The 25707-nt window shown below is 72.9% G+C and carries 20 protein-coding genes; 10 read left to right on the forward strand and 10 right to left on the reverse strand.

What is annotated here, in order from left to right; translation table 11 throughout:
- The first annotated feature begins 54 nt into the window (after window positions 1-54).
- Window positions 55-1338 carry a 3-phosphoshikimate 1-carboxyvinyltransferase gene (gene aroA / locus NQZ70_RS19075; RefSeq protein ID WP_237245429.1) on the forward strand — a complete coding sequence of 428 codons (1284 nt, stop codon included), beginning with the start codon at window positions 55-57 and terminating at the stop codon, window positions 1336-1338.
- Between the two features lie 59 nt (window positions 1339-1397).
- Here the strand turns inward: aroA and NQZ70_RS19080 are convergent, their stop codons facing one another.
- From NQZ70_RS19080 to NQZ70_RS19095, 4 genes are all read right to left on the reverse strand, one after another.
- Window positions 1398-2810: a hypothetical protein gene (locus NQZ70_RS19080; protein ID WP_129575485.1), complete on the reverse strand. Its 1413-nt coding sequence runs from the start codon at window positions 2808-2810 to the stop codon at window positions 1398-1400.
- Entirely contained in the window at window positions 2804-3523 is a 720-nt protein-coding gene (locus NQZ70_RS19085) for a hypothetical protein (RefSeq protein WP_165374041.1), read from the reverse strand. The genes NQZ70_RS19080 and NQZ70_RS19085 overlap by 7 nt, the downstream gene beginning before the upstream one ends.
- A gap of 383 nt (window positions 3524-3906) precedes the next feature.
- Entirely contained in the window at window positions 3907-4851 is a 945-nt protein-coding gene (locus NQZ70_RS19090; protein WP_129575487.1) for a hypothetical protein, read from the reverse strand.
- A gap of 38 nt (window positions 4852-4889) precedes the next feature.
- Window positions 4890-5615, reverse strand: coding sequence for an alpha/beta hydrolase (locus tag NQZ70_RS19095; protein WP_129575488.1), 726 nt, complete (start codon window positions 5613-5615; stop codon window positions 4890-4892).
- Window positions 5616-5842: 227 nt separating this feature from the next.
- On the opposite strand from NQZ70_RS19095, the gene NQZ70_RS19100 reads away from it, so the two are divergent.
- From NQZ70_RS19100 to NQZ70_RS19115, 4 genes are all read left to right on the forward strand, one after another.
- Complete coding sequence (locus tag NQZ70_RS19100) at window positions 5843-5989, forward strand: hypothetical protein (RefSeq protein ID WP_165374042.1); 147 nt, start codon at window positions 5843-5845, stop codon at window positions 5987-5989.
- Window positions 5990-6261: 272 nt separating this feature from the next.
- The gene (locus NQZ70_RS19105) at window positions 6262-7923 is read left to right on the forward strand and encodes an FAD-binding protein (protein WP_272828754.1); all 1662 of its coding nucleotides are present in this window, start codon (window positions 6262-6264) and stop codon (window positions 7921-7923) included.
- A complete protein-coding gene (locus NQZ70_RS19110) occupies window positions 7920-8255 on the forward strand; it encodes a ferredoxin family protein (RefSeq protein WP_129575489.1) in 336 nt (111 codons plus the stop codon). Before NQZ70_RS19105 ends, NQZ70_RS19110 begins: the two co-directional genes overlap by 4 nt.
- 246 nt (window positions 8256-8501) lie before the next feature.
- Window positions 8502-10535: a rhamnogalacturonan lyase gene (locus NQZ70_RS19115; RefSeq protein WP_129575490.1), complete on the forward strand. Its 2034-nt coding sequence runs from the start codon at window positions 8502-8504 to the stop codon at window positions 10533-10535.
- A 43-nt stretch (window positions 10536-10578) separates the two neighbouring features.
- Here NQZ70_RS19115 and NQZ70_RS19120 read toward each other — a convergent pair whose 3' ends face one another.
- Window positions 10579-11733, reverse strand: coding sequence for a hypothetical protein (locus NQZ70_RS19120; protein ID WP_129575491.1), 1155 nt, complete (start codon window positions 11731-11733; stop codon window positions 10579-10581).
- Between the two features lie 84 nt (window positions 11734-11817).
- Window positions 11818-12894 carry an AraC family transcriptional regulator gene (locus NQZ70_RS19125; RefSeq protein WP_165374043.1) on the reverse strand — a complete coding sequence of 359 codons (1077 nt, stop codon included), beginning with the start codon at window positions 12892-12894 and terminating at the stop codon, window positions 11818-11820.
- Window positions 12895-13200: 306 nt separating this feature from the next.
- On the opposite strand from NQZ70_RS19125, the gene NQZ70_RS19130 reads away from it, so the two are divergent.
- The gene (locus NQZ70_RS19130; protein WP_129575493.1) at window positions 13201-16173 is read left to right on the forward strand and encodes a LamG-like jellyroll fold domain-containing protein; all 2973 of its coding nucleotides are present in this window, start codon (window positions 13201-13203) and stop codon (window positions 16171-16173) included.
- Between the two features lie 39 nt (window positions 16174-16212).
- Here NQZ70_RS19130 and NQZ70_RS19135 read toward each other — a convergent pair whose 3' ends face one another.
- The gene (locus NQZ70_RS19135; RefSeq protein ID WP_129575494.1) at window positions 16213-17337 is read right to left on the reverse strand and encodes a hypothetical protein; all 1125 of its coding nucleotides are present in this window, start codon (window positions 17335-17337) and stop codon (window positions 16213-16215) included.
- A gap of 545 nt (window positions 17338-17882) precedes the next feature.
- On the opposite strand from NQZ70_RS19135, the gene NQZ70_RS19140 reads away from it, so the two are divergent.
- From NQZ70_RS19140 to NQZ70_RS19150, 3 genes are all read left to right on the forward strand, one after another.
- Window positions 17883-18698 carry a class I SAM-dependent methyltransferase gene (locus tag NQZ70_RS19140; RefSeq protein WP_129575495.1) on the forward strand — a complete coding sequence of 272 codons (816 nt, stop codon included), beginning with the start codon at window positions 17883-17885 and terminating at the stop codon, window positions 18696-18698.
- 83 nt (window positions 18699-18781) lie between these two features.
- The gene (locus NQZ70_RS19145; protein ID WP_129575496.1) at window positions 18782-19750 is read left to right on the forward strand and encodes a TauD/TfdA family dioxygenase; all 969 of its coding nucleotides are present in this window, start codon (window positions 18782-18784) and stop codon (window positions 19748-19750) included.
- A gap of 103 nt (window positions 19751-19853) precedes the next feature.
- Window positions 19854-20429: a cytochrome c gene (locus tag NQZ70_RS19150; protein ID WP_129575497.1), complete on the forward strand. Its 576-nt coding sequence runs from the start codon at window positions 19854-19856 to the stop codon at window positions 20427-20429.
- Between the two features lie 162 nt (window positions 20430-20591).
- Here the strand turns inward: NQZ70_RS19150 and NQZ70_RS19155 are convergent, their stop codons facing one another.
- Window positions 20592-21395, reverse strand: coding sequence for a lycopene cyclase family protein (locus NQZ70_RS19155; protein WP_257792779.1), 804 nt, complete (start codon window positions 21393-21395; stop codon window positions 20592-20594).
- A gap of 466 nt (window positions 21396-21861) precedes the next feature.
- Between NQZ70_RS19155 and NQZ70_RS19160 the strand changes: the two genes are divergently transcribed.
- Window positions 21862-22272 carry a VOC family protein gene (locus NQZ70_RS19160; RefSeq protein WP_129575499.1) on the forward strand — a complete coding sequence of 137 codons (411 nt, stop codon included), beginning with the start codon at window positions 21862-21864 and terminating at the stop codon, window positions 22270-22272.
- 521 nt (window positions 22273-22793) lie between these two features.
- Here the strand turns inward: NQZ70_RS19160 and NQZ70_RS19165 are convergent.
- Together NQZ70_RS19165 and NQZ70_RS19170 are read right to left on the reverse strand one after the other, a co-directional pair.
- Window positions 22794-23468 carry an O-methyltransferase gene (locus tag NQZ70_RS19165; RefSeq protein ID WP_129575500.1) on the reverse strand — a complete coding sequence of 225 codons (675 nt, stop codon included), beginning with the start codon at window positions 23466-23468 and terminating at the stop codon, window positions 22794-22796.
- A gap of 53 nt (window positions 23469-23521) precedes the next feature.
- Window positions 23522-25606 carry an alpha-amylase family glycosyl hydrolase gene (locus NQZ70_RS19170; RefSeq protein WP_129575501.1) on the reverse strand — a complete coding sequence of 695 codons (2085 nt, stop codon included), beginning with the start codon at window positions 25604-25606 and terminating at the stop codon, window positions 23522-23524.
- Between the last annotated feature and the right edge of the window lie 101 nt (window positions 25607-25707).

Consider the following 25707-nt stretch of genomic DNA (forward strand, 5'->3'; position numbering starts at 1 on the left):
GCCAGCGCTGCCGCGAAGATCTAGTCTGCCGCCCCCATGATCCCTGCCGGTCCCTTGCCCATCCTACCGCTCTCCTCGCCGCCGGAGCTGACTTGGCGCGTCCCCGGGTCGAAGAGCATCACGAACCGCGCGCTCGTGCTGGCGGCGCTGGCCGACGGCGAGAGCACGCTCGAAGGGGTGCTCCACAGCGACGACACGCGCCACATGCGGTCCGCCCTGGAAGCGATGGGGATCGGGATCCAGGACGCCGGGCCGCAGACGCTGGTCGTGCAGGGGGGGCGGCACCGGCTGCGCGCGCCGGAGCGCGAGCTGTTCATCGGGAACAGCGGGACCACGGTGCGCTTCCTGGCCGCGCTCGCGTGCCTCGTGCCCGGCGAGGTGGTGCTGGTCGGCGACGAGCACATGGCCAAGCGGCCGATCGCCGATCTGGTCGACGGCCTGCGGCAGCTCGGGGCGGACGTGGAGTGCGCGACCGGGTGCCCGCCGCTCCGGATCCGGGGCGGCCGGCTGAAGGGCGGCACGTTGACGATGCGCGGGGACCGCTCCAGCCAGTACTTCTCGGCGGTGATGATGGCCGGGCCCTTCGCCGAGTCCGCCATCGATCTGCGCATCGCCGGCGAGCTGGTGAGCCGCCCCTACGTCGAGATCACGCGCCGCATGGTCGCGGATTTCGGCGGCCTCATCGACGAGGCCGCGGGCGCTTTCACCATCCATCCCGCGAGCGGATACCGCCCGAGGAGGTACCCGATCGAGCCCGATGCGTCGTCCGCGAGCTACCCGTTCGCGCTCGCCGCGGCCGCCGGCGGCGCCATCACCGTGCCCGGCCTCGGCGAGGGGGCGCTCCAAGGGGATTACCGGTTCGTCGAGCTCCTGGAGCAGGCCGGCGCGCGCGTGAGCAAGCAAGCGGACGCCACCACGGTGCGCAGCGACGGGCGCCTGCGCGGCATCGACGTCGACATGCACCACATCTCGGACACGGTGATGACCCTGGCGGCCATCGCGCCGCTCTTCGAGGGGCCGACGACGATCCGGAACGTGGCGAACATCCGGATCAAGGAGACGGACCGCCTCGCCGCGACGGTCGCGGAGCTCCGCCGCCTGGGGCAGGAGGTGAGCCACGGCGACGACTGGCTCCGCATCGAGCCGCGCCCCCTGACCCCCGCCGTGGTGCACAGCTACAGCGACCACCGCATGGCGATGAGCTTCGCGATCCTGGGGCTGTGCCGGCCCGGGATCACGATCGAGAACCCGGCCTGCGTCGCGAAGACGTATCCGACGTTCTGGGAGGACGTCGAGCGGTGCCGCGCCGCGATCGGCGGCGCGGCGTCGCGCGGGTGACCGCGGGCGGCGGCGATCTGGCGGCTCGTCCTGCCGCCGCGGTGCTCGACCTCATCGTCCTACTGGCACTCGTTCAGGTGGCACCGGCCGCTGCAGCACTGGGTATCGAGCGTGCACGCCGTCAGGCGGTCCTGGCAGCAGCGCCCGGAGATGCAGCTCATCGGGGCGGGGCAGTCGAAGCTGCCGTCGCAGGGCCCGCCCGGCGCGACTACGCAGGAGCCGCCCTTGCACTCGAAGCCGTCGCAGCAGTCCGCCCCCTCGTCGCACGCACCGCTGCGCGAGCAGCAGCGCCCGCTGGCCCCGCACTCGAGGCCGTAGCAGCACGGGCGCGCGGCATCGCAGGCCGCCTGCGCGCCGCCGCAGCACTGGCCGAGGTAACAGGCCCCGTCGCAGCACTCGTCGCCGAACACGCAGCTCGTCCCGATGGCCCCGCAAGGGCCGCAGCCGGTCTCCCGGTGGCACACGAGCCCCGAGCAGCAGTCGTCCTTGTCGGAGCAGTCCTTGCCCTCGGCGGCGCAACACGCCTCGTCCGCGCAGACGCCGCCGCAGCAATCGCTGGCCACCGCGCAGACGTGCCCTGAGCGGAAGCACGCGTCCGGCTCGCACGTCCCGTTCCGGCAGGCCCAGCCGTCGCAGCAGTCGTCGGCGCGCTGGCAGGCGCCGCCCGTCTGGTGGCAGGCGCAGATCCCGTCGAAGCAGCCCCCGGTGCAGCAGTCGTCCGGGCGCGCGCAGCTCTCCCCGGGCGCCTTGCAGGCGCAGCGCTCGTCGACGCAGTCGAGCGCGCCGCAGCAGTCGCCGGCCGCGCTGCAGGAGAAGCCGACGTCGGCGCAAGCGCGGCAGCTGCCCTCCGCGCACTCGAGCCCGGCGCAGCAGGGCGCCTCGTCGGAGCACCCTTGCTCCCGCTGGCGGCAGGCTTGGACGCACGTGGCGGAGTTGCAGACCAGGCCGTTGCAGCAGGCCACCCCGTCGCGGCAGCTCTCTCCCTGCGCCGCGCAGCTCGAGCTGCAGGTGCCGAACGACGAGCTCCCGTCGCTCGACGGCAGGCAGGTCAGGCCCTCGCAGCAAGCGCCGTCGTCGCTGCACGGCTCGTCGGCGCGGTTGCAGCGCGGCTCGCCGCAGCGGCCCGCCTCGCACGCGAGCCCGTCGCAGCAGTCGCCGTCGCGGGCGCACTCGGCGCCCGCCGCGCGACACCCCGGCCGGCAATGGCCGGACTCGCAGCGCGCGCCCGAGCAGCAGGCGGCGTCCGTGTGGCAGGCCATGCCGGCGGGCGCGCACGCGCAGCTGCCCGCGATGCAACCGAACGAGCAGCAGTCGCCGTGCTCGCTGCAGGTGTCGCCCTGGCGCCCGCAGTCCGGGGCTGGCTCCCAGCGCGCGCTGCACCCGAGGGGCCCCCAGGCCACCGCCGCGAGGCCCGCGCAGAGCAGCGCGCCGAGCCACCCGAGCGCGAAGCCATCCGCGCCTCGCCTCACCATTGGTACCCTCCCATGAAGGCCATCTCGTAGGCCGTATCCGCGTTTTCCTGTCCGGAGAAGAGGAGCCCGAACGGCTGGCCGCGGAGCACCCAGCCCGACGGGAAGCGGTACTCGAGGTGCCCGGACAGCCGCCCGATCACCGCGCTCGCGTGCGCCCACTCGCCGGGCTGAAACGGCATGTCGGGCATCCTCACCCATGCGAACGAGGGCCCCATCCCGAGCCCGCCGCCGGCCGCGAGGCGGCCCTGCTCGGTGGAGAAGATCGCGGCGTCGATATCGGCGGTCGCGAGGAGCGCGAGCTCGTGGATCTCCAGCTCTCCTTCTGGCATCAGCCCGCCGAGGTCCGGGAGGGACACCGAATCGTAGGAATACATCGACGCGAGGTACCCGCGCAGCGCGATGACGTTCGTCAACGGCAGCTGCCAGCCGACATCGAGGCGAACCCCGAGCACCGCGGCGCGGATCCAGGCCAAGCCAGCGAGCGCGCGCGGGCCGCTTGTGGCCGGGAGCTTCGGCGCGGACAGGATGGCAGGCGCCGCCTCGACCTGCGGCGGGCCGCTCGCGCCGCCGGGGGCGGGGACGGAGTGCGCGCCGTGCATGGGCGCCACGGGCTGTGCGCGGGCCGCCGCTGGCCATAGCGACAGCGCCGCGAGCGCGAGCGCGCCCAGCGGAGCGGAGAAGCGTGCGGAGGATACGGGCGTCGTGAAGGTCATCCCGAGCGGCGCGGCACCCTAGTCGAAAGAGGAATCGAATGGAGCGATGCGCAGGATTCCGGCGGGCCTTGCAATGGATCGAGCGGTGCTTTCGCTCGGCGGAGTGGGGGATGGCGAGCGACGAATGGATGGCGGAGGGTTGACGGATGGTTGACCGATCATTCCGTCTTCCGTCTGCCCTCTGTCGTCTCCCCTCTTCCGTCTTCCGTCTTCCGTGCTCGTCCTTCGTGCGCGTGCGCGTGCGCGATTCCACGGCGTCAGCGCGCACGCGCATGGAGAGGGGAGATGGCAGAGAGGGAGACGGCAGAGGGGAGACGGCAGAGGGGAGACGGCAGACGACAGAGGGGATACGGCAGCCAGCAGCTCTTCTCGCCCCGCTCCGGTCACCCTCCGGCGCCAGCCTCCCCCGGCGGCTCCGGCTCCTTGTGAAACATCCCCGCGAGGATCCGCTCCGCCGCGTCGGCCAGGATGTCGCGCGACAGCCGGGTCTCCTCGCCGAAGAACCGCGTCGCCACCCCCGCGTCGAGCGCGTGCGTCGCGAGGAGCGCGAACGCCTCCGCCTCGTCGAACGTCGCCTCGGCGGTCAGCACGCGCTTTCCCGGCCGGAGATCCTCCTGGTCGAAGCGGCCCTGCCAGGTCTCGCCCAGCGTGATCGAGAAGTACTGCGCGGCCACGTTCCCCGGGCGGGCCATGTGCGAGACCGCGACCACGGCCCGGAGTCGCTCGCGCTCGTCCGGGGTCATGTCGCGCTTCCAGGCCTCGACCGTGGCGTGCATCGTCTCGATCTGGTCGCGCGCCGCGTCCTCGGCGTTGAGGAGGACATCCGGCGTCTGCGCGCGGGTGAAGGCGGACAGCGCCTCGGGCGCGACACCGCCCGCCGCGCTCGCCTCGTCGAGGAGCGCGAGCGACGCGCCCAGGATCCGGCGCTGGCGGGCGAGCTGCTCCGGGGTGAAGCCGCGGCCGTCGAGGTCGGCCGCGGCCGCGGCGATGCGCTGTCGGAGCTCGGCCAGCCGGCCCCGCGCCGCGCCGTCGAGCGCGCCGCGCCGGCCCGAGAGCAGCGCATGAACCGCGAGCGGAGCGTGCGCGACCACCTTGAGCTCGTGGTAGCGCCGGGTGCGCGCCGGCCCCTCGAACCGCCGGCCGCCGCGCCGCAGGATGAGGCTGTCGTCGATCTGGGCGATGATCGGCTCGATGCCGGCGAGGACCGCCTCCCGGCGCGCGGCGTACGCGTCGAGGAAGGCCTGGTTGAGGGCGCCGAGCGGATCGGTGGGGGCCAACGCGGCGCTCACCTCCCGCGGCGCCCCGGCGGAGGACGCGCGCTCGACCATGGGTCGCGAGCTCCATAGCACGCGTGCCCGAGCCCGCGTCAGGGGAGCGGCCGCGCGTTCGCGTCGAGCCAGTCGAGCGCCTCATCCATCACCCGCTCGGCCTCCGGCATCTCCCCGTGGCGCGCGCCGGGCATCTCCCGATAGAGCGCCGGGATCCGCGCCGCCATGAGGCCGCCCGCGCCCTCCTTCATGCGGTACTTCGCGTCGAGCTCGCCGCTGATCATCACCGCCCCCCGGATGCCCCGGAGGCGCGCGGCGGTGGGCGTCGTGGGCGCGCCGATCAGCACGAGCCGCGAGTATCGCTCCGGCCAGCGCTCCGCGAGCCGCTCCGCGATGTACGCCCCCTGCGAGTAACCGATGACCACGAGATCCTCGGCCTCGCCGCCGCACGCCGCGAGCGCGCTCCGGATGCGCCGCTCCTGCTCCCCGGGGTCGGGCGAGTACTTGCTGAACGGGCCGTCGCCGCAAGGCACGTCGCCCTGGAGCCCGAGCACCCCGCCGTGCTCGCGCGCCGCACCCTGCATGGCCTGCACGTAGCCGAGCCCGTGCCCGCACATGCCGTGGAGGAACACCATCCGCGGGCACGCGCCGCCGCGCCCGGTGACCACGAACGCCGGCAGATCGCCGGGCACGGCCATCTCGGTCGCCACGAGCGGCGGATCCGCCGGCTCCGGCGCGGCCACCGCCGCCGGCTCCGCCGGGCGCTCCTCCGCGAGCGCACGCTCCTCCTTGCCACACCCCGCCGCAAGCACGGCGAGGCTCAACCCTGCTAGAGCTACAGCGGAATTCTTCATAAATCTGGCGTGGTGCCAGGGCCGGCCGACCGCAAGCGGCCCACCGCGAAGCGGTTGACATGTCTGTTGAAGCGGAATAATCATCCGTTTTATTGGATGAGGTCGGCTGACCCGAGGCCATGAGCGTCGCGCCTCGCGCGCCGCGCCGCTGGGCTCGCCGGCAGCCCCTGGGGCGCCGCCGGGTCGAGGCTGGGATCATGGAGCGCTTCTACGCCAGGGAGCGCATGGGCGTGCAGGGCAGCTGGAGCCGCCACTCGGCCGCGCGCGTCGCGTCGGCCCAGGCGCTGCGCGGGCGCGACCGGCTGCGCGCGGCCCTCTCGGCGATGGGGTTCCGGCTGCAGTAGCCCGGGCGCCGGGCCGTCGCGCGCCCGCGCGCGGCGCGCCGGTGCGCGCGGAGCAGCACCCGAGCAGCAGCCCCTGGTGCGCCGCCAGCAACGGGAGGGCGCCACCCGCGAGATCGCGGCCGAAAAACCGGCCGTGGCATGTCGGCTGCAATCCAAAGAGAACGGCCGAGCCTCCGCAAGCGCGGTGGGCCGGGCGCTCGGCGAGCGATGGGCCGGGCGCTCGGCCGAGCGTTCGGCAGAGCAGCTGACCTGAGCAAGGGAGTCGTCCAATCATGAGCGAGGTACGGGAGCCAGAGGGAGAGGTCGGGCGCGTCCTCGACGGGAGCGACACGCTGGCGCTGGAGGCCGACGTCCTGGTGCTGGGCGGCGGGCCCGCCGGGACGTGGGCGGCGCTCGCCGCGGCGGCGCAGGGCGCGCGCGTGGTGCTCGCCGACAAGGGCTATTGCGGCAGCAGCGGCGCCACCGCGCCGTCCGGGGTCGGCGTGTGGTACGTGCCCCCGACCCCCGAGGCGCGCGAGGCCGCCAAGGCCAGCCGGGAAGGGCTCGGCGGCTACCTCGCCGACCGGGGCTGGATGGACCGCGTGCTCGACCGGACGTGGTCCAGCGTGAACGACCTCGTGACCTGGGGATATCCGTTTCCGGTCGACGACGGCGGGCAGCCCGTCCGCCGCAGCCTGCAAGGGCCCGAGTACATGCGGCTCATGCGCAAGCAGGTGAAGCTCGCGGGCGTCCGCATCCTCGATCACAGCCCCGCGCTCGAGCTCCTGGTCGACGCGGACGGCGTGGTCGCCGGCGCGGCCGGCGTCTGCCGGCAGCTCGGGCAGCGCTGGGTGGTGAAGGCCGGGGCCGTGGTCATCGCCACCGGCGGCTGCGCGTTCCTCAGCAAGGCCCTCGGCACCAACGTGCTCACCGGCGACGGCGGCCTCATGGCCGCCGAGGCAGGCGCCGAGATGTCGGGGATGGAGTTCTCGAACGCCTACGCCATCGCCCCGGCCTTCGCGTCGGTCACGAAGACCCTCTTCTACAACTGGGCGACCTTCTATTACGAGGACGGGCGCGTCATCGAGGGCGCCGGCTCGCAGCGCGGCCGCTCCGTGATCGCGCAGACGCTGCTCACGCAGCCGGTCTACGCCCAGCTCGACAAGGCCGACGAGGCACTGGAGGCCTGGATGCGCAAGGCCCAGCCGAACTTCTTCCTGCCCTTCGACCGCGCCGGCATCGACCCGTTCCGGCAGCGGTTCCCCGTCACGCTGCGGCTCGAGGGCACCGTGCGCGGCACGGGTGGCATCCGCATCACGAGCCACAGCTGCGCCACGTCGACGCCGGGGCTCTACGCCGCCGGGGACGCCGCCACGCGAGAGCTCATCTGCGGCGGGTTCACGGGCGGCGGCAGCCACAACGCCGCGTGGGCCATCTCGTCGGGGCAGTGGGCCGGCGAGGGCGCCGCCGCGTTCGCGCGCAGCCTCGGCCCCCGCGCCGGCCAGCGGGCCGCCCGGGGGGCCGGCCGCGCCGCGCTCCCGGCGGCGGGCGGCACGCGGCAGCTCGACGCGGAGGCGGTGATCCGGTCGGTGCAGGACGAGGTGTTCCCGTACGACAAGAACCTGTTCCGCACCGAGCGGGGGCTCGCGGTCTCGCTCGACCGGCTCGACGCGCTGTGGCGCGACGTGCGGCAGGCCCGGCCGACGGCGGAGGTGCGCGAGGCGGTGCGGGCGCGCGAGGGCGCGGCCATGGTGGCCACGGCGCGCTGGATGTTCAACGCGGCGCGCGCGCGCACCGAGACGCGCGGGATGCACAAGCACACGGACCACCCGGGGCTCGATCCGGCGCAGCAGCGGCGGCTGATCACCGGCGGGCTCGATCGCGTGTGGGTGCGCCCCGAATCGCCGCCGATGGCATCGGTCAGCCCGGCTGCGGCGGAGGCGCACGCGCCATGATCGAGCTCGTCAGCGATGTCCGGTGCATCGGGTGCGATCTCTGCGTCGAGGTCTGCCCCACCAACGTGTTCGATCGCGTCCCGGGCGGCGCGCCGGTGATCGCCCGGCAGCGCGACTGCCAGACGTGCTTCATGTGCGAGGCCTACTGCCCGGTGGACGCGCTCTACGTGGCGCCGGAGGCCGAGCGACCGGTCCAGGTCGACGAGGAGCAGCTCTCGACGTCCGGGCTCCTCGGCAGCTACCGGGCCGCGGTCGGGTGGGGGAGCCGGCGCAGGCCGGGCGCCGAGGTCGACCAGACGTTCCGCGTCCTCGAGGCCGCGCGCCGGGGCTGAGGCCCGCCTCGCCGCCGCGATCTCCTCCCGCGGCCGGCCGGGCCGACGAGCCCACCGGCATCGAACGATGTGCTCTCCTGTGGAGCATCAAAATTCCAGTCCATCCAGAAAATGCACGACTTTCGCGCTGAAGGTGACTGGTTCTGCGCTGGTGTCGCAACCTAGGCGAGCAACCAACTCACCATGCCGCTGACGGCCGGGGGCGAGCCGCCGACCGGAGGAGGAGCGGCAACGCGAGGTACGCCGATGAGGTCCCCTGTTTTCTTGATCTGTTTCTCGCTCGCTTCTGGGCTCGTGGCCTGCGGTTCAGGCGAAACCGGCGCTGGCGGCGACGGCGGCGGCGAACCCGGCACGGGCGGCGGCAACGCGGCCGGCACGGGCTCCGGCGGCGGCGCGACCGGCACGGCCTCCGGCGGCAACGCGACCAGCACGGGCCCCGGCGGCGGTCCTGCGTCGGGCAGCGGCGGCGCGGGCGCCGGCGCGGGAGGCGGCGGGGGCGTGCCCGCGCCGACCGGGTTCGCGCAGATGGAGGACCTCGACCGCGGCGTCGTGGCCGTTCCCACGGACGGCGGCATCTACGTGGGCTTTCGCCTGTTCGGCTACGATCCCGACGACATCGCCTTCAACGTCTACCGGGACGGCACCAAGGTCAACGACGCGCCGATCACGGACTCCACGAACTTCGTGGACCGCGGCGGCTCCCCGAGCTCGGTCTACAGCGTGCGTCCGGTCGTCGGCGGCGTCGAGCAAGGCGAGTCGAAGCCCGTGGCCGTGTGGAAGGATGGATCCCTGTCCATCCCGACGACGCCGCCGCCGGCCGGGGACGGCTACACCTACTCGAGCGGCGACGGCAGCGTGGGAGATCTGGACGGCGACGGGCGATACGAGATCGTCGTCAAGTGGGATCCGTCGAACCTCCAGGACAACTCGAAGGCTGGCCGCACCGGCAAGACCTACCTGGACGCGTACACGCTCGAAGGCAAGCGGCTGTGGCGGATCGATCTCGGCGTGAACATCCGGGCCGGGGCGCACTATTCGCCGTTCCTCGTCTACGATCTCGACGGCGACGGGAAGGCGGAGGTGGCGGTCAAGACCGCGCCGGGGACGCGCGACGGCAGGGGCGAGCCGCTCAGCCTGGGGCCCGCGGCCGCCGACGACGACTCCAAAGATTACCGCAACAACGACGGGTACATCCTCACCGGCCCGGAGTATCTCACCGTGTTCTCCGGAGAGACCGGCGCCGAGCTCGCCACGACGGAGTTCAAGGTGGGGCGCGGCGACCCGTGCAGCTGGGGCAACAACGAGTGTTACGGCAACCGGGTCGACCGCTTCGTCGGCACGATCGCGTTCCTCGACGACACCGGCCGGCCGAGCGCGGTGTTCGGCCGGGGCTACTACGCGCGCACCACGCTCTCGGCCTGGAACTACCGCGACGGCGCGCTCACGAACCTCTGGACGTTCGACTCCAGCTCGAGCCGCGAGAACGGGGCGTACGGCGGCAAGGGGGCGCACTCCATCAGCGTGGCGAACGTGGACGACGATCCGCAGCAGGAGATCATCAACGGCGGCGCGACGTTCGACAACGACGGCAAGGGCCTCTGCGCGGTGGACTACTACGCTCACGGCGACGCGCTGCACGTGACGGATCACATCCCGTCCCGCCCCGGCCTCGAGGTGTTCATGCCGTACGAGGGCGGGGAGTCGCCCGCGTACGCGATGCGCGACGCCCGCACGTGCGAGGTGATCTGGAAGGGGCCGGGCAACGGCGGCGAGGAGGGCCCCGGCCGGGGCGTGGCGGCGGACATCGATCCGCGGAGCCCCGGGAGCGAGGCGTGGGTCAATAACAGCCAGCTCTTGCGGGGCGCGGACGGAGGCGCTGCCGGCAATCGCCCCTCGTCGTCCAACTTCCTCATCTGGTGGGACGCGGATCTCAGCCGCGAGCTCCTCGACGGCAACAAAGTCCAGCAGTACGACGGCGAGGGCGCGGGCTTCACGGCGAACGGGTGCGCCGCGAACAACGGCACGAAGAGCACCCCGACGCTCAGCGCCGACATCCTGGGCGACTGGCGCGAAGAGGTGATCTTCCGGTGCGGCGACTCGATTCGCATCTTCACGACGAACCAGGTCGCGAAGAACCGGATCCACACGCTGATGCACGATCCGCAGTACCGCGTGGCCATCTCGTGGCAAAACGGCGCCTACAACCAGCCGCCTCACCCGAGCTTCCACATCGGGGAGGGGATGGCCCCGGTGCCGAAGCCGGACATCCACGTCCGCTGACACGCCCCGGGCGCGCGCGGGTCGCGGCGCTCAACGACTCAGCTCAGCAGCGGCCACGGCGCCGCCCCGCGCGGATCGCTGCGGCGAGCGCGAGCCCGACCGCGGAGAGCGTCCAGCCCGATGAGACGCGGCGACCCGTGCTGACCGAGCAACCCTCGATCACGTACTCGCCCACCGGCTCCGCAGGGGCGCCACCGCCGCTGCCGCCCTCGCCCGAGCCATCGGAGCCGCCAGCCCCCGTCTCGATGGATTCGCACAGGCTCAGGTCATCGTCGATGCAGGCGTCGGCGTCCTCCGTGCAGCGCTCCTCCTTGGCGGCGCACCAGATCCGCTCGAAGCCCTCGGGCGGGGCGGCGCACGCGACGATCGCGCGGCGGAGCCTCTCCGCGTCGATCGGGAACACGCCGGCGGTGTCCGCGCCGCCGTGCGGAATGCAGCTGCGCTCCTTCTCGATCGTCGTACCGTCGGCGAGGCTCCTGTACGTGAGCTGGTAGCAGTACTCCGGAGCCGCCACGTCGAAGCCTTCGAACACGTTCCCGCCCCAGACCGTCCTCGAGCTGAGCTCCGTCCCGTTCGGGAGCGAGAAGGTCACGATCTGCACGTACTGCTCTATCCCGTGGACCGCCTGCGCAGCGACACGGAGGTCGAGGGCAGCGTAGCGCTCCTCTTCCTCTGCCACGCAGGACTCCTGTGGACCGCAGCTGCCCGGCGCCGCAGCGAGGGTGCAGCAGATCGGCTCCCCGTGCCAGCGCGCGTGCACGGTGACGATGACCTCGACGGGGATGGCGCCTACATCCATGTCGAGATCGGCGCTCGCCACGAGCTCCCACACCGGAAGGTGCATGTCCTGGTCCGCGGTGGCGACCGTGTACGTGTGACCCTCGATGAGCGGCGCGGCGGGCCGAAAGACGAGCAAGCGCTCGCCAGCGCCGACCGGCTCGAAGGAGAACACCTCCTGAGCGCCGGCGATCACCGCGCCCGCCTCCTTGTCCTTCACCACGAGCACGGGCCCCGTCGGACAGGCCACGCCGCAGTACACCCGGGCCACGATGACCCCGTCGAGCGGCACGGCCGACGGGACGTCCGAGATGTAAATCCCTGGCAGAGGCGTGCAGGCGGAGCTCGGGCTGGAAGCGCCGATGGCGGTCAAACCGCCGGAGGCGGCGAGAGCCCACGCGGCGAAGCGGCGATGCTGCATGTCGAGTCCTCCCGAGGAGACCCGGGGCGAATGACCCCCTGCCTCTCGCCCGTAGGATACTGCAAGCGAGCTCGCCGCGGAGCCTCAGCGCGGCGGGGCGGCGGGCGCGGCGTCGCGCCGGTAATCGCCGACGGTCTGGCCCGTCCAGCGGCGGAAGGCGCGGACGAAGCTCGGCGTGTCGGCGTATCCGAGCAGGAAGGCCATCTCGCCGACACCGAGCTCGCCCTCGGCGGCGTAGGCGCGGGCGGCCTCGGCCCGCACCTCGTCGACCACGCGCCGGAACGAGGTGCCGCGCGCGGTCAGCTCGCGCTGGAGCGTGCGCGGGCTCGACGACAGGAGCGACGCGACGCGCGGCAAGAGCGCCTCGGAGTGGGTCAGGTTCTCGCGGACGCTGCGGCGCACCCGGGCGAGGAAGTCGTCGGGGCGCTGGGCGCGCTCGTCGAGCATGCGCGTGGCGTGCTGGTCGAGCACCGCGAGCAGGGCGCCGTCGGCGGCCACCTGGGGCAGGGCCATGACGGCCTCGCTGACGACGAGCGCGTTCTCGCCGCTGTCGAAGCAGAGCTCCGCGCCGAACCAGCGCTCGATCTCGCCGACGTCGGGCGGGCGGGGGTGGGCGAGGCGCACGAGGCGGGGCACGACGTGCTGGCCGGTGAACTCGCGCGACTGGCGCAGCATCGCGGTCAGGATGAACTCGTTGCCGTGCCGGCCCTGCGCGAGGGGCTCGCCCTCGATCCACTGGCGCAGGACGACCTCGCCGCCCCGGCGATCGAGCCGGGCGCTCAAGAGCCCGTTGTTGACGAGCGGCAGGTACTTGACGAAGCGGGCCGCCGCCTCGCCCGCGGTGGGGGCCGACGAGGCGCTCAGCTCGAAGACGCCGAGGTACCCGCGCGGCAGCGACGTGGCGATGCGAAAGCCGAGAAACGGCTCGCGCGCGGCCTCGGCGCAGGCGTCGATGAGGTCGCGGTAGGCGGCGAGCGGCATCTCGCTCATGCGGTCCTCGAACGCCGATGGCCCGAGGCCGAAGCGCGCGGCGAGCGCGACCGCGTCGGCGCCCGCCCGCTGCGCCCACCAGAGCGCCGGGCGCACGACGAACGAGCGATAGAGGGGCGAGTCGGCGTACGGGGCGGGGCGAGCGGCGGGCCCGGGCGCACCTCGTTTCACGCCCCGATGGTCGCGCCCACCGGGGCATGGCGTCAAATGACAACGCGGTGGCGGCTCATGCCACTGGAAGGCCGGAGGGCCCCGGGCGCACGATAGGCCTACCCGTGGTTGCGCCCAGGTCGGGCCCGAGCTGGCGCCGCGCACGGGCCGCGACGGGGCCGCCGGGCGCGCCGTGGCCGCGCCGAGCGCGGCGGGCGTGGTCATGGCGTGCGGGTCGGCGCCGGGGCGCGTCGCGCACGATCGCCGGGCGGCGCCGGCGCCGGGGCGGGTCTTGGTGGTCTCGGGTTCGTATCGAAGGAGGCTGAGATGGTTCGTCGAACAGTCATTCTACCCCGGGTGCTCGCGCTCGCGCTCTTCGCGGCCGCGGCCGCGCCCCGGACCGCCGCGGCGCAGGGCGTGTCGGCGCCCAGGCCGTTCGGGCACTGGAGCTTCGACGCCTGCGCGGGGGGCCAGGTCGTCGATCAGGGCGCGACGCCCAACCACGCCCAGCTCCACGGCACCGTCTTTTGCGGCGACGGGCGCTACGACGACGGAGCCGTCTTCGACGGCGCCCCCGACAGCCGGGTCGAGGTCTCGAACGCCGCGGCCTTCGCCGCGCCAAGGTTCACGGTCGCCGCCTGGGTGAAGCCCTCGGGGCCGGGCGCGATCGTGAACCGCTGGTGGAGCCCCGACGTGTGGGGCCTGTGGTTCCTCGGCGACAGGTTCATGTTCGCCGTGACGTTCCCGGGCGGGCAGTGGGGCAACCCGATCTCGGTCACCGCGCCGGCGGTGGCGGGCCGGTGGACGCACGTCACGGGGTCGTACGACGGCAACCGGATCGCGCTCTACGTCGACGGCGTGCTCGCCGCGTGGAAGCCCGCCAGCGGCACGCCGCAGGCGTCGAGCCGGCCCATCGTCATCGGCAACCACCCGTCGTGGGACGCCTTCGAGGGCTCGATCGACGAGGTGCTCTTCTACGACCGCGCCCTCAGCGCCGGCGAGGTCTCCGCCGTCGCGAGCTCGCCCCCGCCGCCGCCGTGGGCGCTGCCCGCGGTCTACGAGGCCGAGGCGCCGTCGAACGGTCTAGCGGGGCTCTACGTCGACGACTTCAGCTGCGGGTCCTGCTCGGGCGGCGCCGTCGTCCGGGGCATCGGCTACGACGCGTCGCTGCGCTTCGAGGGCGTCATGGCCCCTTCCGCCGGGCGCTACCTGCTCGAGGTGGACTGGCTCGGCTACGAGGGCGAAGCGCTGGTGAGCGTCAACGACCGGCCGCCGACGCTCGTGCCCTTCACCGACGGCGATTTCTACGCGCCGACCACGCGGGTGCTGCGCGTCGACCTCGACGCCGGCCCGAACGCCATCGCCTTCTCGCACTCGGGCCGGCCCGCGCCCGACATCGACCGCCTCCGCCTGACCGAGGGCGCGATCGATCACGTGATCCTCGACGACGTGCCCACGACGGGCGACCCGGTGATCGGGGCCGCCGCCACCCACGAGCACGTCGCCTCCGAGCTCGCCTTCAGCGGCAAGTGGTTCTGGGGCTCGGTCGAGGGCGACGAGGCCGAGGCGATGCAGAGCTGCGACGGCTCGGGCGACACGCACGCCGGCGCCGCCGGCATCTGCGACGTCGGCTTCGCGAACCTCTTGGGCGTCGATACCTGCTGCCACGGCGGCGGGATCGGCGACTGCTATTACAAGCGGACCGACGGCCATACGGGCGACCCCGAGCACGATTACCTCGAGTGGCCCAAGTGGGACACCAACGCCCACCCCCGCTACTGGCACGGCTACCTGCGCCGCGCCCTCGAGGGCGGCCTCAAGCTCATCGTGGCCCAGGCGGTCGAGAACTACCCGCTCTGCTCGCTCGTGCGCAACGGCGTGGGCACCAACCCCTTTCGGCACGAAGGGTTCGAGTGCGACATGGCCGACTCGCTCCAGAGCATCGTCAGGCAGATCCAGTTCTTGAAGGCGCTCGCCAGCAACCACGCGGACTTCCTCGAGATCGCCTATTCGGCTGCCGACGCCCGCCGCATCATCAGCGAGGGCAAGATGGCGATGGTGATCGGCATCGAGGCCGACTACGCGTGGGCCCCATACGACAGCCCGGTCGACCGCCTCGACTATTACCACGACCTCGGGGCCCGCACGGCCTTCCTCGCGCACTCGCTCAACACGCGCATCGCCGGCACGGCCATCTACGTGCCCCAATTCGCCGCGCAGCAGTCGTTTCTCAACTGCTTCTTGCACAACGTGCAGTGCAAGACCGACCCGAACGACCCCCTCGCGACCGACGCCGAGCACCCCTTCGCCGTCGACCAGAGCAACCAGTTTGGCTGCTCGCCCGCGTACGCGACGAGCTACGAAGAGCTCTGCTCGCTCAAGATAGCCGAGCGCTTCCTCAACGCCGGCGCCTGGGACGGCTTCAAGGTTTACCCGGGCGGCGGCGTCATGGCCGGGGCCGACGCGACCATCACCTCCGCGCCCGTCACGGTGAACAAGAACGTGCTCGGGCTGACCTACGAGGGGGGGCGGGTCGTCGAGCGCATGATGGACAAGGGCATGCTGCTCGAGATCGGGCACATCTCCGAGCAGGCGATCGAGGACGTGTATGCGCTGTCGTCGGCGCGCTACGGCTACCCGCTCGTCGCGAGCCACGTCTACGCCCGGCGGATCAGCGCCGACGGCAGCGCCGGCTGGGAGGGCAAGCTGGGCGACGACGCCCTGCAGATGATCGCCGAGACCGAGGGCTTCGCGGGCCACTTCACGGGCGGCGACGTCGCGCTCGACTACCCGAGCTCGGGCGTCGACAACACCTGCGCCCGCTCGACGCGGTCGCTGGCCCAGAGCGTGGCGTACGCGGCCGACCTGGCGGGGAAGCGCGTCGCGTGGGCCGGCGACTTCCAGGGCCTCGGCCAGGGGGTCGCCCCGCGGCTCGGATACACCACCGATCGCGGCGACTGGTGCAAGGGCGACATCAGCGAGCAGTGCTCACAGCGGGGGAGCGACGTTTATCAGTGCATGGCTTGCATGACGCAACCCCTGTCGAGCGTCGATTCGTGCATTCCGTCGATCGACCCGAACCTGACCCATTACAGCACGCAAGACGAGAAGGACTGGGCGTACTTCCACACCCGCGGCTACGCCCACCACGGGCTCATCGCCCAGCTGCACGACGATCTCGAGGCCGTGGGCCTGCGGCCGGAGTACCTGAGCGCGCTGCGCGATCAGTCGGCCGAGACGTTCATCAGGACGTGGGAAAAATCGGAGTACATCGCCGCGCTGCCGAGGCCGCTGCGCTGATCCGGGGGCGGCGCGCGCCGCGCGCTGGGCCGGTGGGGCCTACGGCCCGGGGGGCGGGTAGTTGGGCTCGGTCATCCCTTGAATCCACCGCGTGACCAGCTGCAGGCCGGTGTCGTCGACCTGGCGCGTCCCGATGCGCGGCATCTGCCCCTCGAAGCCGCGGAGCTCCTGGCGGGCGACGAGCAGGCTGCGCGCCGGATCGCCGGGACGGATGTCGTACCAGTTGGCGGGGTCCGGGTTCTTCAGCCCCTCGTACTTCGCGTTCTCCGCCGGGCGCTTGTTCATGCCCGTCCGCACGGCGTCCGTCGCGGCCACGCTGCCCAGCTCGCTCGCCTCGAGCCGCAGGTACAGGCCCGTGTCGTGGGCGGCCGACTCGGGCAGGTCGTTGTGGCAGCTCACGCCGCAGTTCGCGTGCAGGTAGCCGAGCGCCTGGCGCTCCACCTCGTCGCCCGGGATCGTCAGCGCGAGCGGGCTCGCGTCCTCGATCACGCCGAGCGCGACCAGCGACTCGCGCGTGACCCCCTCGGCGCCCGGGCCGAGCATCAGCGCGTCCCAGCCGAGGACGAAGTCGGCGCGCCCGACGTGGCACTCCTTGCATTGATCGCGCGTCGGCACCATGTGCCCGGTGCCGTAGAGATCGGGCACGCCGAAGTCGTTCTGCATCTGGATCGCCTGCCGCTCGTCCTCGGACCAGACATAGCTCGTGTAGACCCAGCCGGCGGCCATCTTGCGCAGGAGGCGCGTCTCGCCGAGGCGCAGCGCGCCGTCCGCGCCCTTCACGCGGAACTCCTTCCAGAACTGCGTCCCCTCCGGGTACACGAACGCGTCCGGATTGCTCACGTCCACCCGCTGCCCCTTCGGGATCGAGACGAAGCGTCGCTTCGCGGCGCCGTCGCTCCAGAGCTCCACCGCAGGCTTGTACTCGAGCACGCCGCACGCGAGCTCGCGCTTGTCGAAGTCCCCGTAGAGGCCGGTACAGCGCAGGTCGACCGGCAGCACGCCGTCGAGCGGCGCCGCGCAGTCCACGTCGGTCGGCATCGCGTATTCGACACACGCCGGCTCCCCCGAGTCGTCCGGCCCGGCGTCGACCTCGGGCATCGACACGTCCGGCCCCCCTGCCTGGCCCCCGGGCGGCGGATCGCCGCCGCCCGAGCTACACCCCATCGCCACCAGCAACGCGCCGGCAACAGAACCTTTCCTCACGACATCATGAAGCATGCGCTCATGGTGCCACAGGAATGGAGCGCGGGGGAACGTGGATTCACCTACTCCGCGCCGCGTCGCATCGCCGCGCGCGCGTCATCCGGCCATGTGAACGTGCACGCGCCGACCGATGAAGTGCGCCGAGCAGCGCTCGTTCGAGGGCCCCTGATGCCGAAAGGGAGCTCCAGTGAAAAAATGAACCTTCGAGTGTCCACTGCTGCTGTACGGCGCGCCTTCAGGCGCGAAGCGGTCCAGGGTGGATGTACGGTTGTGGTCTGTCCGCTGCGCTCTCGCGCGCTCGCGGCCGGCGGGGTGCGCCCTGCGCAGCACGAGGTGCTGGCGGCGTGCTCGCGACGCAGCACCGGGCGGGCGGGGGCCCGCGGGAGCGCGGGGAAACGCCTGGCACGGCGCGTGCGAAGTGCGATCGCCGCCGGGGTGGACGGTCGCGGACGAGGGCGTCGCCCTGCCGAGAGCGCCCGGCAACCTCTCTTTCCCGGAGCCTTCGCATGAGTGGACTCAGTCTCGTCTTCGATACGCCGCAGCTCGCACAGGACTACGAGGTACGCAGCGCCGAGCGGCAGTTCCGCCACGGCCAGCGGCTGATCGCCGAGCTCGGGGTTCGCGCGGGCGAGCGCGTGCTCGACATCGGGAGCGGCACCGGCCTACTCGCGGAGCACGTGGCGGGCATCGTCGGGCCGACGGGCCAGGTGCTCGGGCTCGATCCGCTGCCGCTGCGCGTGGAGATCGCCCAGCGCAAGGCGAAGGCGAACCTCTCGTTCCAGGTCGGCAACGCCTACGCGCTCGACGGGCTCCCGTCGGGCAGCTTCGATGTCGTGTACCTCAACGCCGTCTTCCACTGGCTCCCCGAGAAGGCCGAGCCGCTGCGGCAGATCCACCGCCTGCTCAAGCCGGGCGGGCGCGTCGGGCTCACCACGGGCGCGAAGGACCAGCCGAACCGGCTGCAGGCCATCAAGCGGCAGGTGCTCTCGCGCGAGCCCTACGCGCGCTACCCGGAGTCGCTGGCCGGCACGCCGCACTGGGTGACGGCCGAGGAGCTCGCCGGCCTGCTCGGCGGGGCCGGCTTCTCCGTGCAGAAGATCGAGGCCCAGGAGAACGTGAACTACCAGCCGGACGCGAGCGCCGCCGTGGCCTTCTCGCAGGCGAGCTCGTTCGGCAACTTCCTCGGCCACCTGCCGGAGTCGCTGCGCGTCCAGGCCGTCGAGGACATCAAGCGCGAGCTCGAGGCCTTCCGGACGCCCGAGGGGATCCGCCTCGAGGGCAAGCGGCTGTTCGCCATCGCGCACAAGCCGGCGTCGCACTGACCCGAGGGCCGGTCCGCCGGCCCCGGAGGGCGACGCCATCCCACGATGCTTTTCGGCTGACACAACCACAAGGAAAACTCCGTATGAGCGCCACGACGAACCAGAGCAACAATGTCCTCGAGATCGTGCCCGTCGCCGGCCGGATCGGCGCGGAGGTGCGCGGCGTGCGCCTCTCCGCCGATCTCGACGCCGCGACGGTGAGCGAGATCCGGAAGGCCTGGCTGCGTTACAAGGTGATCTTCTTCCGCAACCAGCACCACCTCGACGACGCCGCCCAGGAGAAGCTCACCGCGATCTTCGACGGCGCGCCCGTCGCGCACCCGACGGTGCCCGTCGTCCAGGGCACCGGCTACATCCATGAGCTCGACTCGCGGTACGGCGGCCGGGCGAACTCGTGGCACACCGACGTCACGTTCGTCGACGCCTACCCGAAGGCGTCGATCCTCCGGGCGCTCGTGATCCCGGCGTACGGCGGCGATACCGTGTGGGCCAACACGGTGGCCGCGTACGAGGATCTGCCGCCCGCGCTGCGCGAGCTCGCGGACAAGCTGTGGGCCGTGCACAGCAACGAGTACGACTACCAGGCGCGAAAGCCGCAGTCGTCGGCGGACGACGTGCGGCGCTATCAGGAGGTGTTCACGTCGACCGTGTACGAGACCGAGCACCCCGTGGTGCGCGTCCACCCGGAGACCGGGGAGCGCTCGCTCGTGCTCGGCCACTTCGTCAAGAAGCTCCTCGGCGTCTCGTCGTTCGACTCGGCGCACCTCTTCCAGGTGCTCCAGGACCACGTGACGCGCCTCGAGAACACGGTCCGCTGGCGGTGGGCCGCCGGCGACGTGGCCATCTGGGACAACCGCGCCACCCAGCACTACGCGATCAACGATTACGGCGATCAGCTCCGCGTGGTGCGCCGGGTGACGGTCGACGGCGACGTGCCCGTCAGCATCGACGGCCGGCGCAGCGCCACCCGCAAGAAGGCGCCGCGCGCCGCCGCGGCGAGGAGCGAGAGCGCCGGGGGCGCGAGCGTCGCCGCGGCGGCCGCGACGGCGTAGTGCCTAGTTTTCCGGGGCGCAGCGCCGGCGTCAACGGCGGCCGCCGGGCGGGTCCTTGACGGCGGGGATCGCCTGCGCTTCATCTGCGGCGGAGGAGTGCCCCGTGGGTGAAGCAGGCAAGCGCGATGACGCTCGAGACGGAGGGCAGAACACGGCGCACGTCGTGGTGATCATGCTGATCGTGGCCTTCGGCGTGCTCGCGCTGCCGTGGATGGTGCTGCGGAAGCTGGAGACCCGGACCCAGGCGCGCGGCGAGGCGGCCTCCGGCGTCGCGGACGAGGACCTCGCCCAGGGGGGCAAGATCTATTATCGCTCGTGCACCGGGTGTCATCAGGCGAGGGGGGAGGGGAAGCCTGGCCGGTATCCGCCCCTCGTCGGCGCGTCATGGCTGCTCCAGGACAAGGAGACGCCGATCCGGATCACGCTGCTCGGCGCCGCCGGGCCGATGGAGGTGAACGGCGTGCAGTACAACGACGTGATGCCCAACTTCGGCGTGACGCTGTCGGACGAGGAGATCGCGCTGGTGCTCACCTATGTCCGATCGACCTGGGGGAACAGCGCGCCCGCCATCACGAAGGACGAGGTCGCGAAGGTGCGCGCCTCGCTGGGAGATCGGGCGGAGCCGTGGGCCGGCGGCGCGGCGCTCTCGGCGGCGCGGGAGACTCCGGTCCTGCGCTGAAGCGTGCGGGCCGGCGACGACGGGCGCGCCGCGGCTCGCGCGAGGCGCGCCCGCGCGCCTTCAGCCGTCGCGGCGATGGCCCCGGGACGAGCCGTCCAGGCTCGGATGCGGCGCGCGCGGCGCAATGCTTGCTGGCGTCGCTGGCGGTGGGGCGGGGCGATCTCAGGCGCGCAGCTGCCGCGCGGGCGGCACGAGGCCGAGGCGCGTGCCCAGCCACCCCGCCAGCGCGCGCAGGAAGGGGAGCTTGGGCAGCGAGGCCACGATGGCGAGCACGTCGGCGAGCGACGCGCGCTCGTCCAGGAAACGGAGGACGCGATCGACGGGGTTCCTGGTGAACAGCGCCGTGAGCACCGGCTCGATGCGCGACGGCTGGGCGGCGAGGAGGCGGAGGAAGACGGCGTCGAAGAAGCGGTAAGGCAGGCCCCTCGGCGGCCGCGCGAACGGGTGGCCCGCCGTCTCGAGCGACCGGACGATGAGCGCGGCGTCGTCGACGATGCGCGTGAAGGCGTAGCCCGTCGAGGGCTTGAGGAGGCCGCCCGCGACGCCGATCGCGAGCACGCGCCGGCCGAGGCGCCGCGCGAACGGAGCGCACGTGAGCAGGCTCGCGCCGCGCTCGCGCCGCACGACGCGGAAGCGCGCCCCGCCGGCGGTCCGCTCGACGTAGCGCGCCAGCTCTTCCTCGTGCGCCTCGCCGCCGAGCGCGACGAGCTCGACGAGCGCCCGCTGCGGGGTGAACGGGATCACGTAATAGAAGCGCGCGTCGCCGCCGTGGCCCGCCGCGCCGGCGAAATCGAAGAGGGTGGCGGCGCCGGTGTCGAACAGCGGCGCCTCGGCCTCGATCTCCCAGCCGGCGAAGCGCTGGAGGAGCGCGTCGTGACGGGCGAGCTCCCGCTCCGCCGCCTCGTGGCGGCTGTCGAACACCCAGCGTCCAGCGAGGCGGGGACCTCTACAGGGGGCGTTGAGCAAGTGTGCTCTGCCCCGAGGAGACCGTTTCCGGTGTCGAGGAGGCAGCTGAGCTTCCCCGGGAGACCGTTTCCGGTGTCGAGGAGATAGCTGAGCTACACGGAGGAGACCGTTTCCGGTGTCGAGGAGATAGCTGAGCTATACGGAGGAGACCGTTTTCGGTGTCGAGGAGATAGGTGAACTGCCCGGAGGAGACCGTTTCCGGTGTCGAGGAGGCAGCTGAGCTTCCCCGGGAGACCGTTTCCGGTGTCGAGGAGGCAGCTGAGCTTCCCCGGGAGACCGTTTCCGGTCCCCGGCGCTGCCCGCCCGGCCCCGCGACGGTCACTCCCGCACCGGCTCCTGCAGATCCACCCCGAAGCGCTCGCGGTACCCGCGCCGCGCCGCCTCGCGCAGCTCGTCGTCACCGCGGCTCACCTGCTCCTCGATGCCCGCGTTGCGCCGCGGCGCGCCCCGTCGCTAGAGTGACCGCATGTCCGACCTGCTCGTCAACATCGATGTGCCGGCGATCGAGCCGGCCATCGCCTTCTACACCCGCGCGTTCGGCCTGCGCGTCGGGCGGCGCTTCGGCGGCGCCTTCGTCGAGCTCCTCGGCGCGGCCGCGCCCATCTATCTCCTGGAGAAGCCGGCCGGCAGCGCGCCTGCGGCCGGCGCGCCCGCGCGCGACTACCGGCGCCACTGGACGCCGGTCCATCTCGATTTCGTCGTCGACGATCTCGAGGCCGCCGCGCGTCGGGCGCAGGAGGCGGGCGCGGTCCCCGAGGCCGACGTCGAGGTGGCCGCGTGGGGGCGCATGCTCCGCCTGGCCGATCCGTTCGGCCACGGCGTCTGCCTGCTTCAGTTCAGCGGCCGCGGCTACGACGAGATCGCCACGCCCGGCTGAGCGAGAGCCGGGGGATTCGACACAAGTTCTTCTCTTCGGGAATGCACGAGCGATGGTCACGATGAGATCGGGGACGATCGCCTCCGAGCTCATCGATCCAGGCAACGCCTCTCACGATCTGCGAACTCCGGAGCTCACACGACCGGGCGGGGTGAGCCTCATCGACGCGCATGCGGCGTCGATCCTCGTCGACGCGGCGAAGGCCGCCGGGCTGCTCGAGACCCAGGTCGTCCGCCCGGCGAGCAGGCGGCGCGGCTCGCCGATCGGTACCACCCTCCGGTGGCCCTCGGCGCGCCGAGCAGATGCCACCTTTGCACGCAGCGATCTCAGGAACGAAAGCCTCGGGGGAAACCCGATGGGTAAACGCTCGAAAGACCTACGGCGATCCCCTGGCCCGTGTCCTGCTAGAGGTGCACGGCAGAGCGCCCGTGACGGTTTCCCCCCCCCCACCGTCGAGCGGGCGCTCTGTTTTTTGTCCTCCGGCGCGGGGAGCGCCCGGCAGGCCGCCCGGCCGCTGCGGGTCACGGGTCGGCGGTGACGAGGGCGATGGCGAGGCCGTCGTGCCCCTTGGCGCCCACCGTCTGGATCGCCGTCGCGCTCACGCGCCGCTCGGCGGCGAGCAGCTCGTAGAGGCGGCGCACCCCCTGGACGTTGGGATCCGCGCTCTCGGGGTCGACCACCGCCCCGCTGCGCACGACGTTGTCGACCACGATGACGCTGCCGCGGCGGGAGAGCTTGAGCGCCCACGCGAAGTAGTCGGGGTTGCTCGGCTTGTCGGCGTCGATGAAGATGAGGTCGAACGGGCCGCGGCCCTCCGCGGCGAGCTTCGGCAGCGTGTCGAGCGCCCGCCCGAGCCGCAGCTCGACGCGGTCGGCCAGCCCGGCGCGATCGAGGTTCGCGCGGGCGACCTCGGCGTGCTTCGGCTCCGACTCCAGCGTGATCAGCCGGCCGCCGGCGGGCAGCGCACGGGCGAGCCAGATGGTGCTGTACCCCCCGAGCGTGCCGATCTCCAGGATGGCCCGCGCCCCGTGGATCCGCGCCAGGAGATGCAGCAGCTTGCCCTGGTTCGGCGCGACGTTGATCGGCGGCAGGCCGGCCGCGGCGCTCGCCTCGAGCGCCGCGTCCAGCGCGGCGTCGGGCGGCACGAGCAGATCGGTGATGTAGCGATCGACAGCTGACCATTGCTCCTGAGCCATGACGGATCCTCCTCACGTCGCGGCGACCCGGATCGCCGCGCACGGGGGAGGTCTTAGCGCGGCACGAGGACGCGGGCGTCCCAGGGCCCGAGGTCCAGCGCGACGGAGCCCGCCTGGAGGTGCGCGCCGGCGCCGCCCAGGGCGTCGCGCAGGCCGCCGCGCGCGTGGCCGGCGAACGGCGCCGGGACGGCGAGCCGCCTCTTCACCGGTCGCTCGCTGAAATTCAGGGCCACGAGCGCGAAGCGCGACGCGTCGTCGCCGTGCCTGACGTAGGCGAAGACCTCGTCGTCCTGCCCGGCGTGCACGACGACGAGCCCCGGCGACCGGAGCGCCGCGAGGGAGCGCCTGAGCCGGATCAGCTGCTCGTAGTGCCGCGTCAGCGGCCCGCGCGGAGGCCGCGAGACCGGGGCGAGGCCGCCGTAAGGCTCGTACTCGGCGCCGAGCTCGTCGAACGCGTAGAGGCACGGGACGCCCGGAAGCGTCAGCAGCGCCGCCGCCGCGACGCGCGTCAGACCCGGCCCGTGGCGCGTGATGAAGCGGGCCCCGGTGTCGTTGTTGTTGATGAACCTCAGCGTGCGCTCGGGGCGCGCGGCGCGCGCCGCCGTGGCGGAGAGCGCCGCGCCCAGCCGGGCCGCGATGCCGCGCGGCGCCTCGAACACGTCGCCCCACGCCCACCGCCCGAGCTCCTCGGTCCAGTCGTACGCCGCGTCGAACCCGCTCTGCAGGTAGTACGGATCGCGCGCCGACGCCTCGGCGATCAGCGCGAGATCCGGGCTCACGCGCCGGAGCTCGGCAGCCCACGACGACCAGAGCTCGCTCCGCCGCTCCTGGATGCCCCACGCGGCGTCCACGCGATAGCCGTCGATGCCGAAGCGCTTCACCCAGCGCAGCGACACCTCGAGCATCCAGCGCGCCACCTCGGCGTTGTCGTAGTTGAGGTTCGGCAGGTGCTCCCAGTCGAAGTAATGGGTGGGCTCGCCGCCGGCGTCGCGATCGTAGAACGCGAAGCTGTGGGCGCGGCCCCGCTGCCGCTCGGCTTGCTGGAAGTACGGGTGCTCGATCGAGGTGTGGTTCGGCACGAGGTCGAGCAGCACGCGCAGGCCGCGCCGGTGCGCGTCGTCCACGAGCTCGCGAAGATCCTGCTCCGTCCCGTAGTCGGGGCGCACGCTGAAGTAGTCCGTGACGGCGTACCCGAAGTCGCCCTCGGGCGCGGCGAAGATCGGAGACAGCCACAGCGCCGTGACGCCGAGCCGCTCGAGCGCGGGGAGGGCGGCGCGGACGCTCCGGAGCGGGGGATCGCCGAAGAAGGGCGGCACGACGCCGTAGAGGACGGCGTCGTCGATCCACGACGGCGCGCTCGCGCCCGGGGGCGCCTCGAGCGGCGGCGCGACGCGCGCGGTGTCGCTGCGGCCGCGCGCGTCGCGCACCGTGAGCTCGATCATGGCGCGCCCGCCTTCGTCCGGCGCCGGCACCTCGAGGCGGGCGCCTTGCCCGAGGCGCTCGGCGGTCCCGTCGCCGCGCAGCCGGGACCACGCGAAGGCGATGAGCTCCGCGCGCGAGCGCTCGCTCGGCGCGCTGCCCGTGGCGTCGAGGACGAGCCGGTCGCCGGCACGCGCCGCGCGGGCGCGGGCCCGGGGCGCGTCCTCCAGCCGGACGCGGTAGGTGACGGGCGGCGTGGCCAGCTCGCCCGCACCCGTCGCGCGGCAGCGCGCGGCGATCTCGTTCTCGCCCTCGAGCAGCGGCACGTCCGCCGCGAAGCGCCGCTCCTGCTCGATCGCGGCGGGGTGGACGTCGCTGCCCACCTGGATCGCGCAGTCCTCCAGCGCCCCCGGCCCGGCGAGGGCGCCCTGGATGCGCGCGCTGAAGGCCCACACGTCGGCGTCGTCGACGTGCAGCTCCAGCCGGGCGTGCGCGGCCCCGGACGGGCGCGGCGGCGCGGTGGCGGCCGACTCGCACGCGGGCGCCGCGCAGAGCAGCGCGACGAGCCCTGCGACCCCGGCGAGCGCCCGCGGGCGTCGCGCCGGGCCCGGGGCGCGCCGCCGCCGGACGCCCGCGCGCGGGTCGATGGCGACGGCCGGCGGAGAGGGCGCTGGTCCGGGGGAGGGGGCGGCGGGCGAGCGAAGGAGGCGAGTCGACATGGGGCTGCGCGGCGAGCGGGGGAGCCCCTCTATTCCAGAACGACCCCCGGTGATCGCCGCAGGGCAGAGAGCGCGGAGGATTTATGTCGCGATCTCCCCGG

The sequence above is a fragment of the Sorangium sp. So ce836 genome (assembly GCF_028553905.1).
In the GTDB taxonomy this organism is placed as follows: Bacteria; Myxococcota_A; Polyangia; order Polyangiales; family Polyangiaceae; genus Sorangium; species Sorangium cellulosum_D.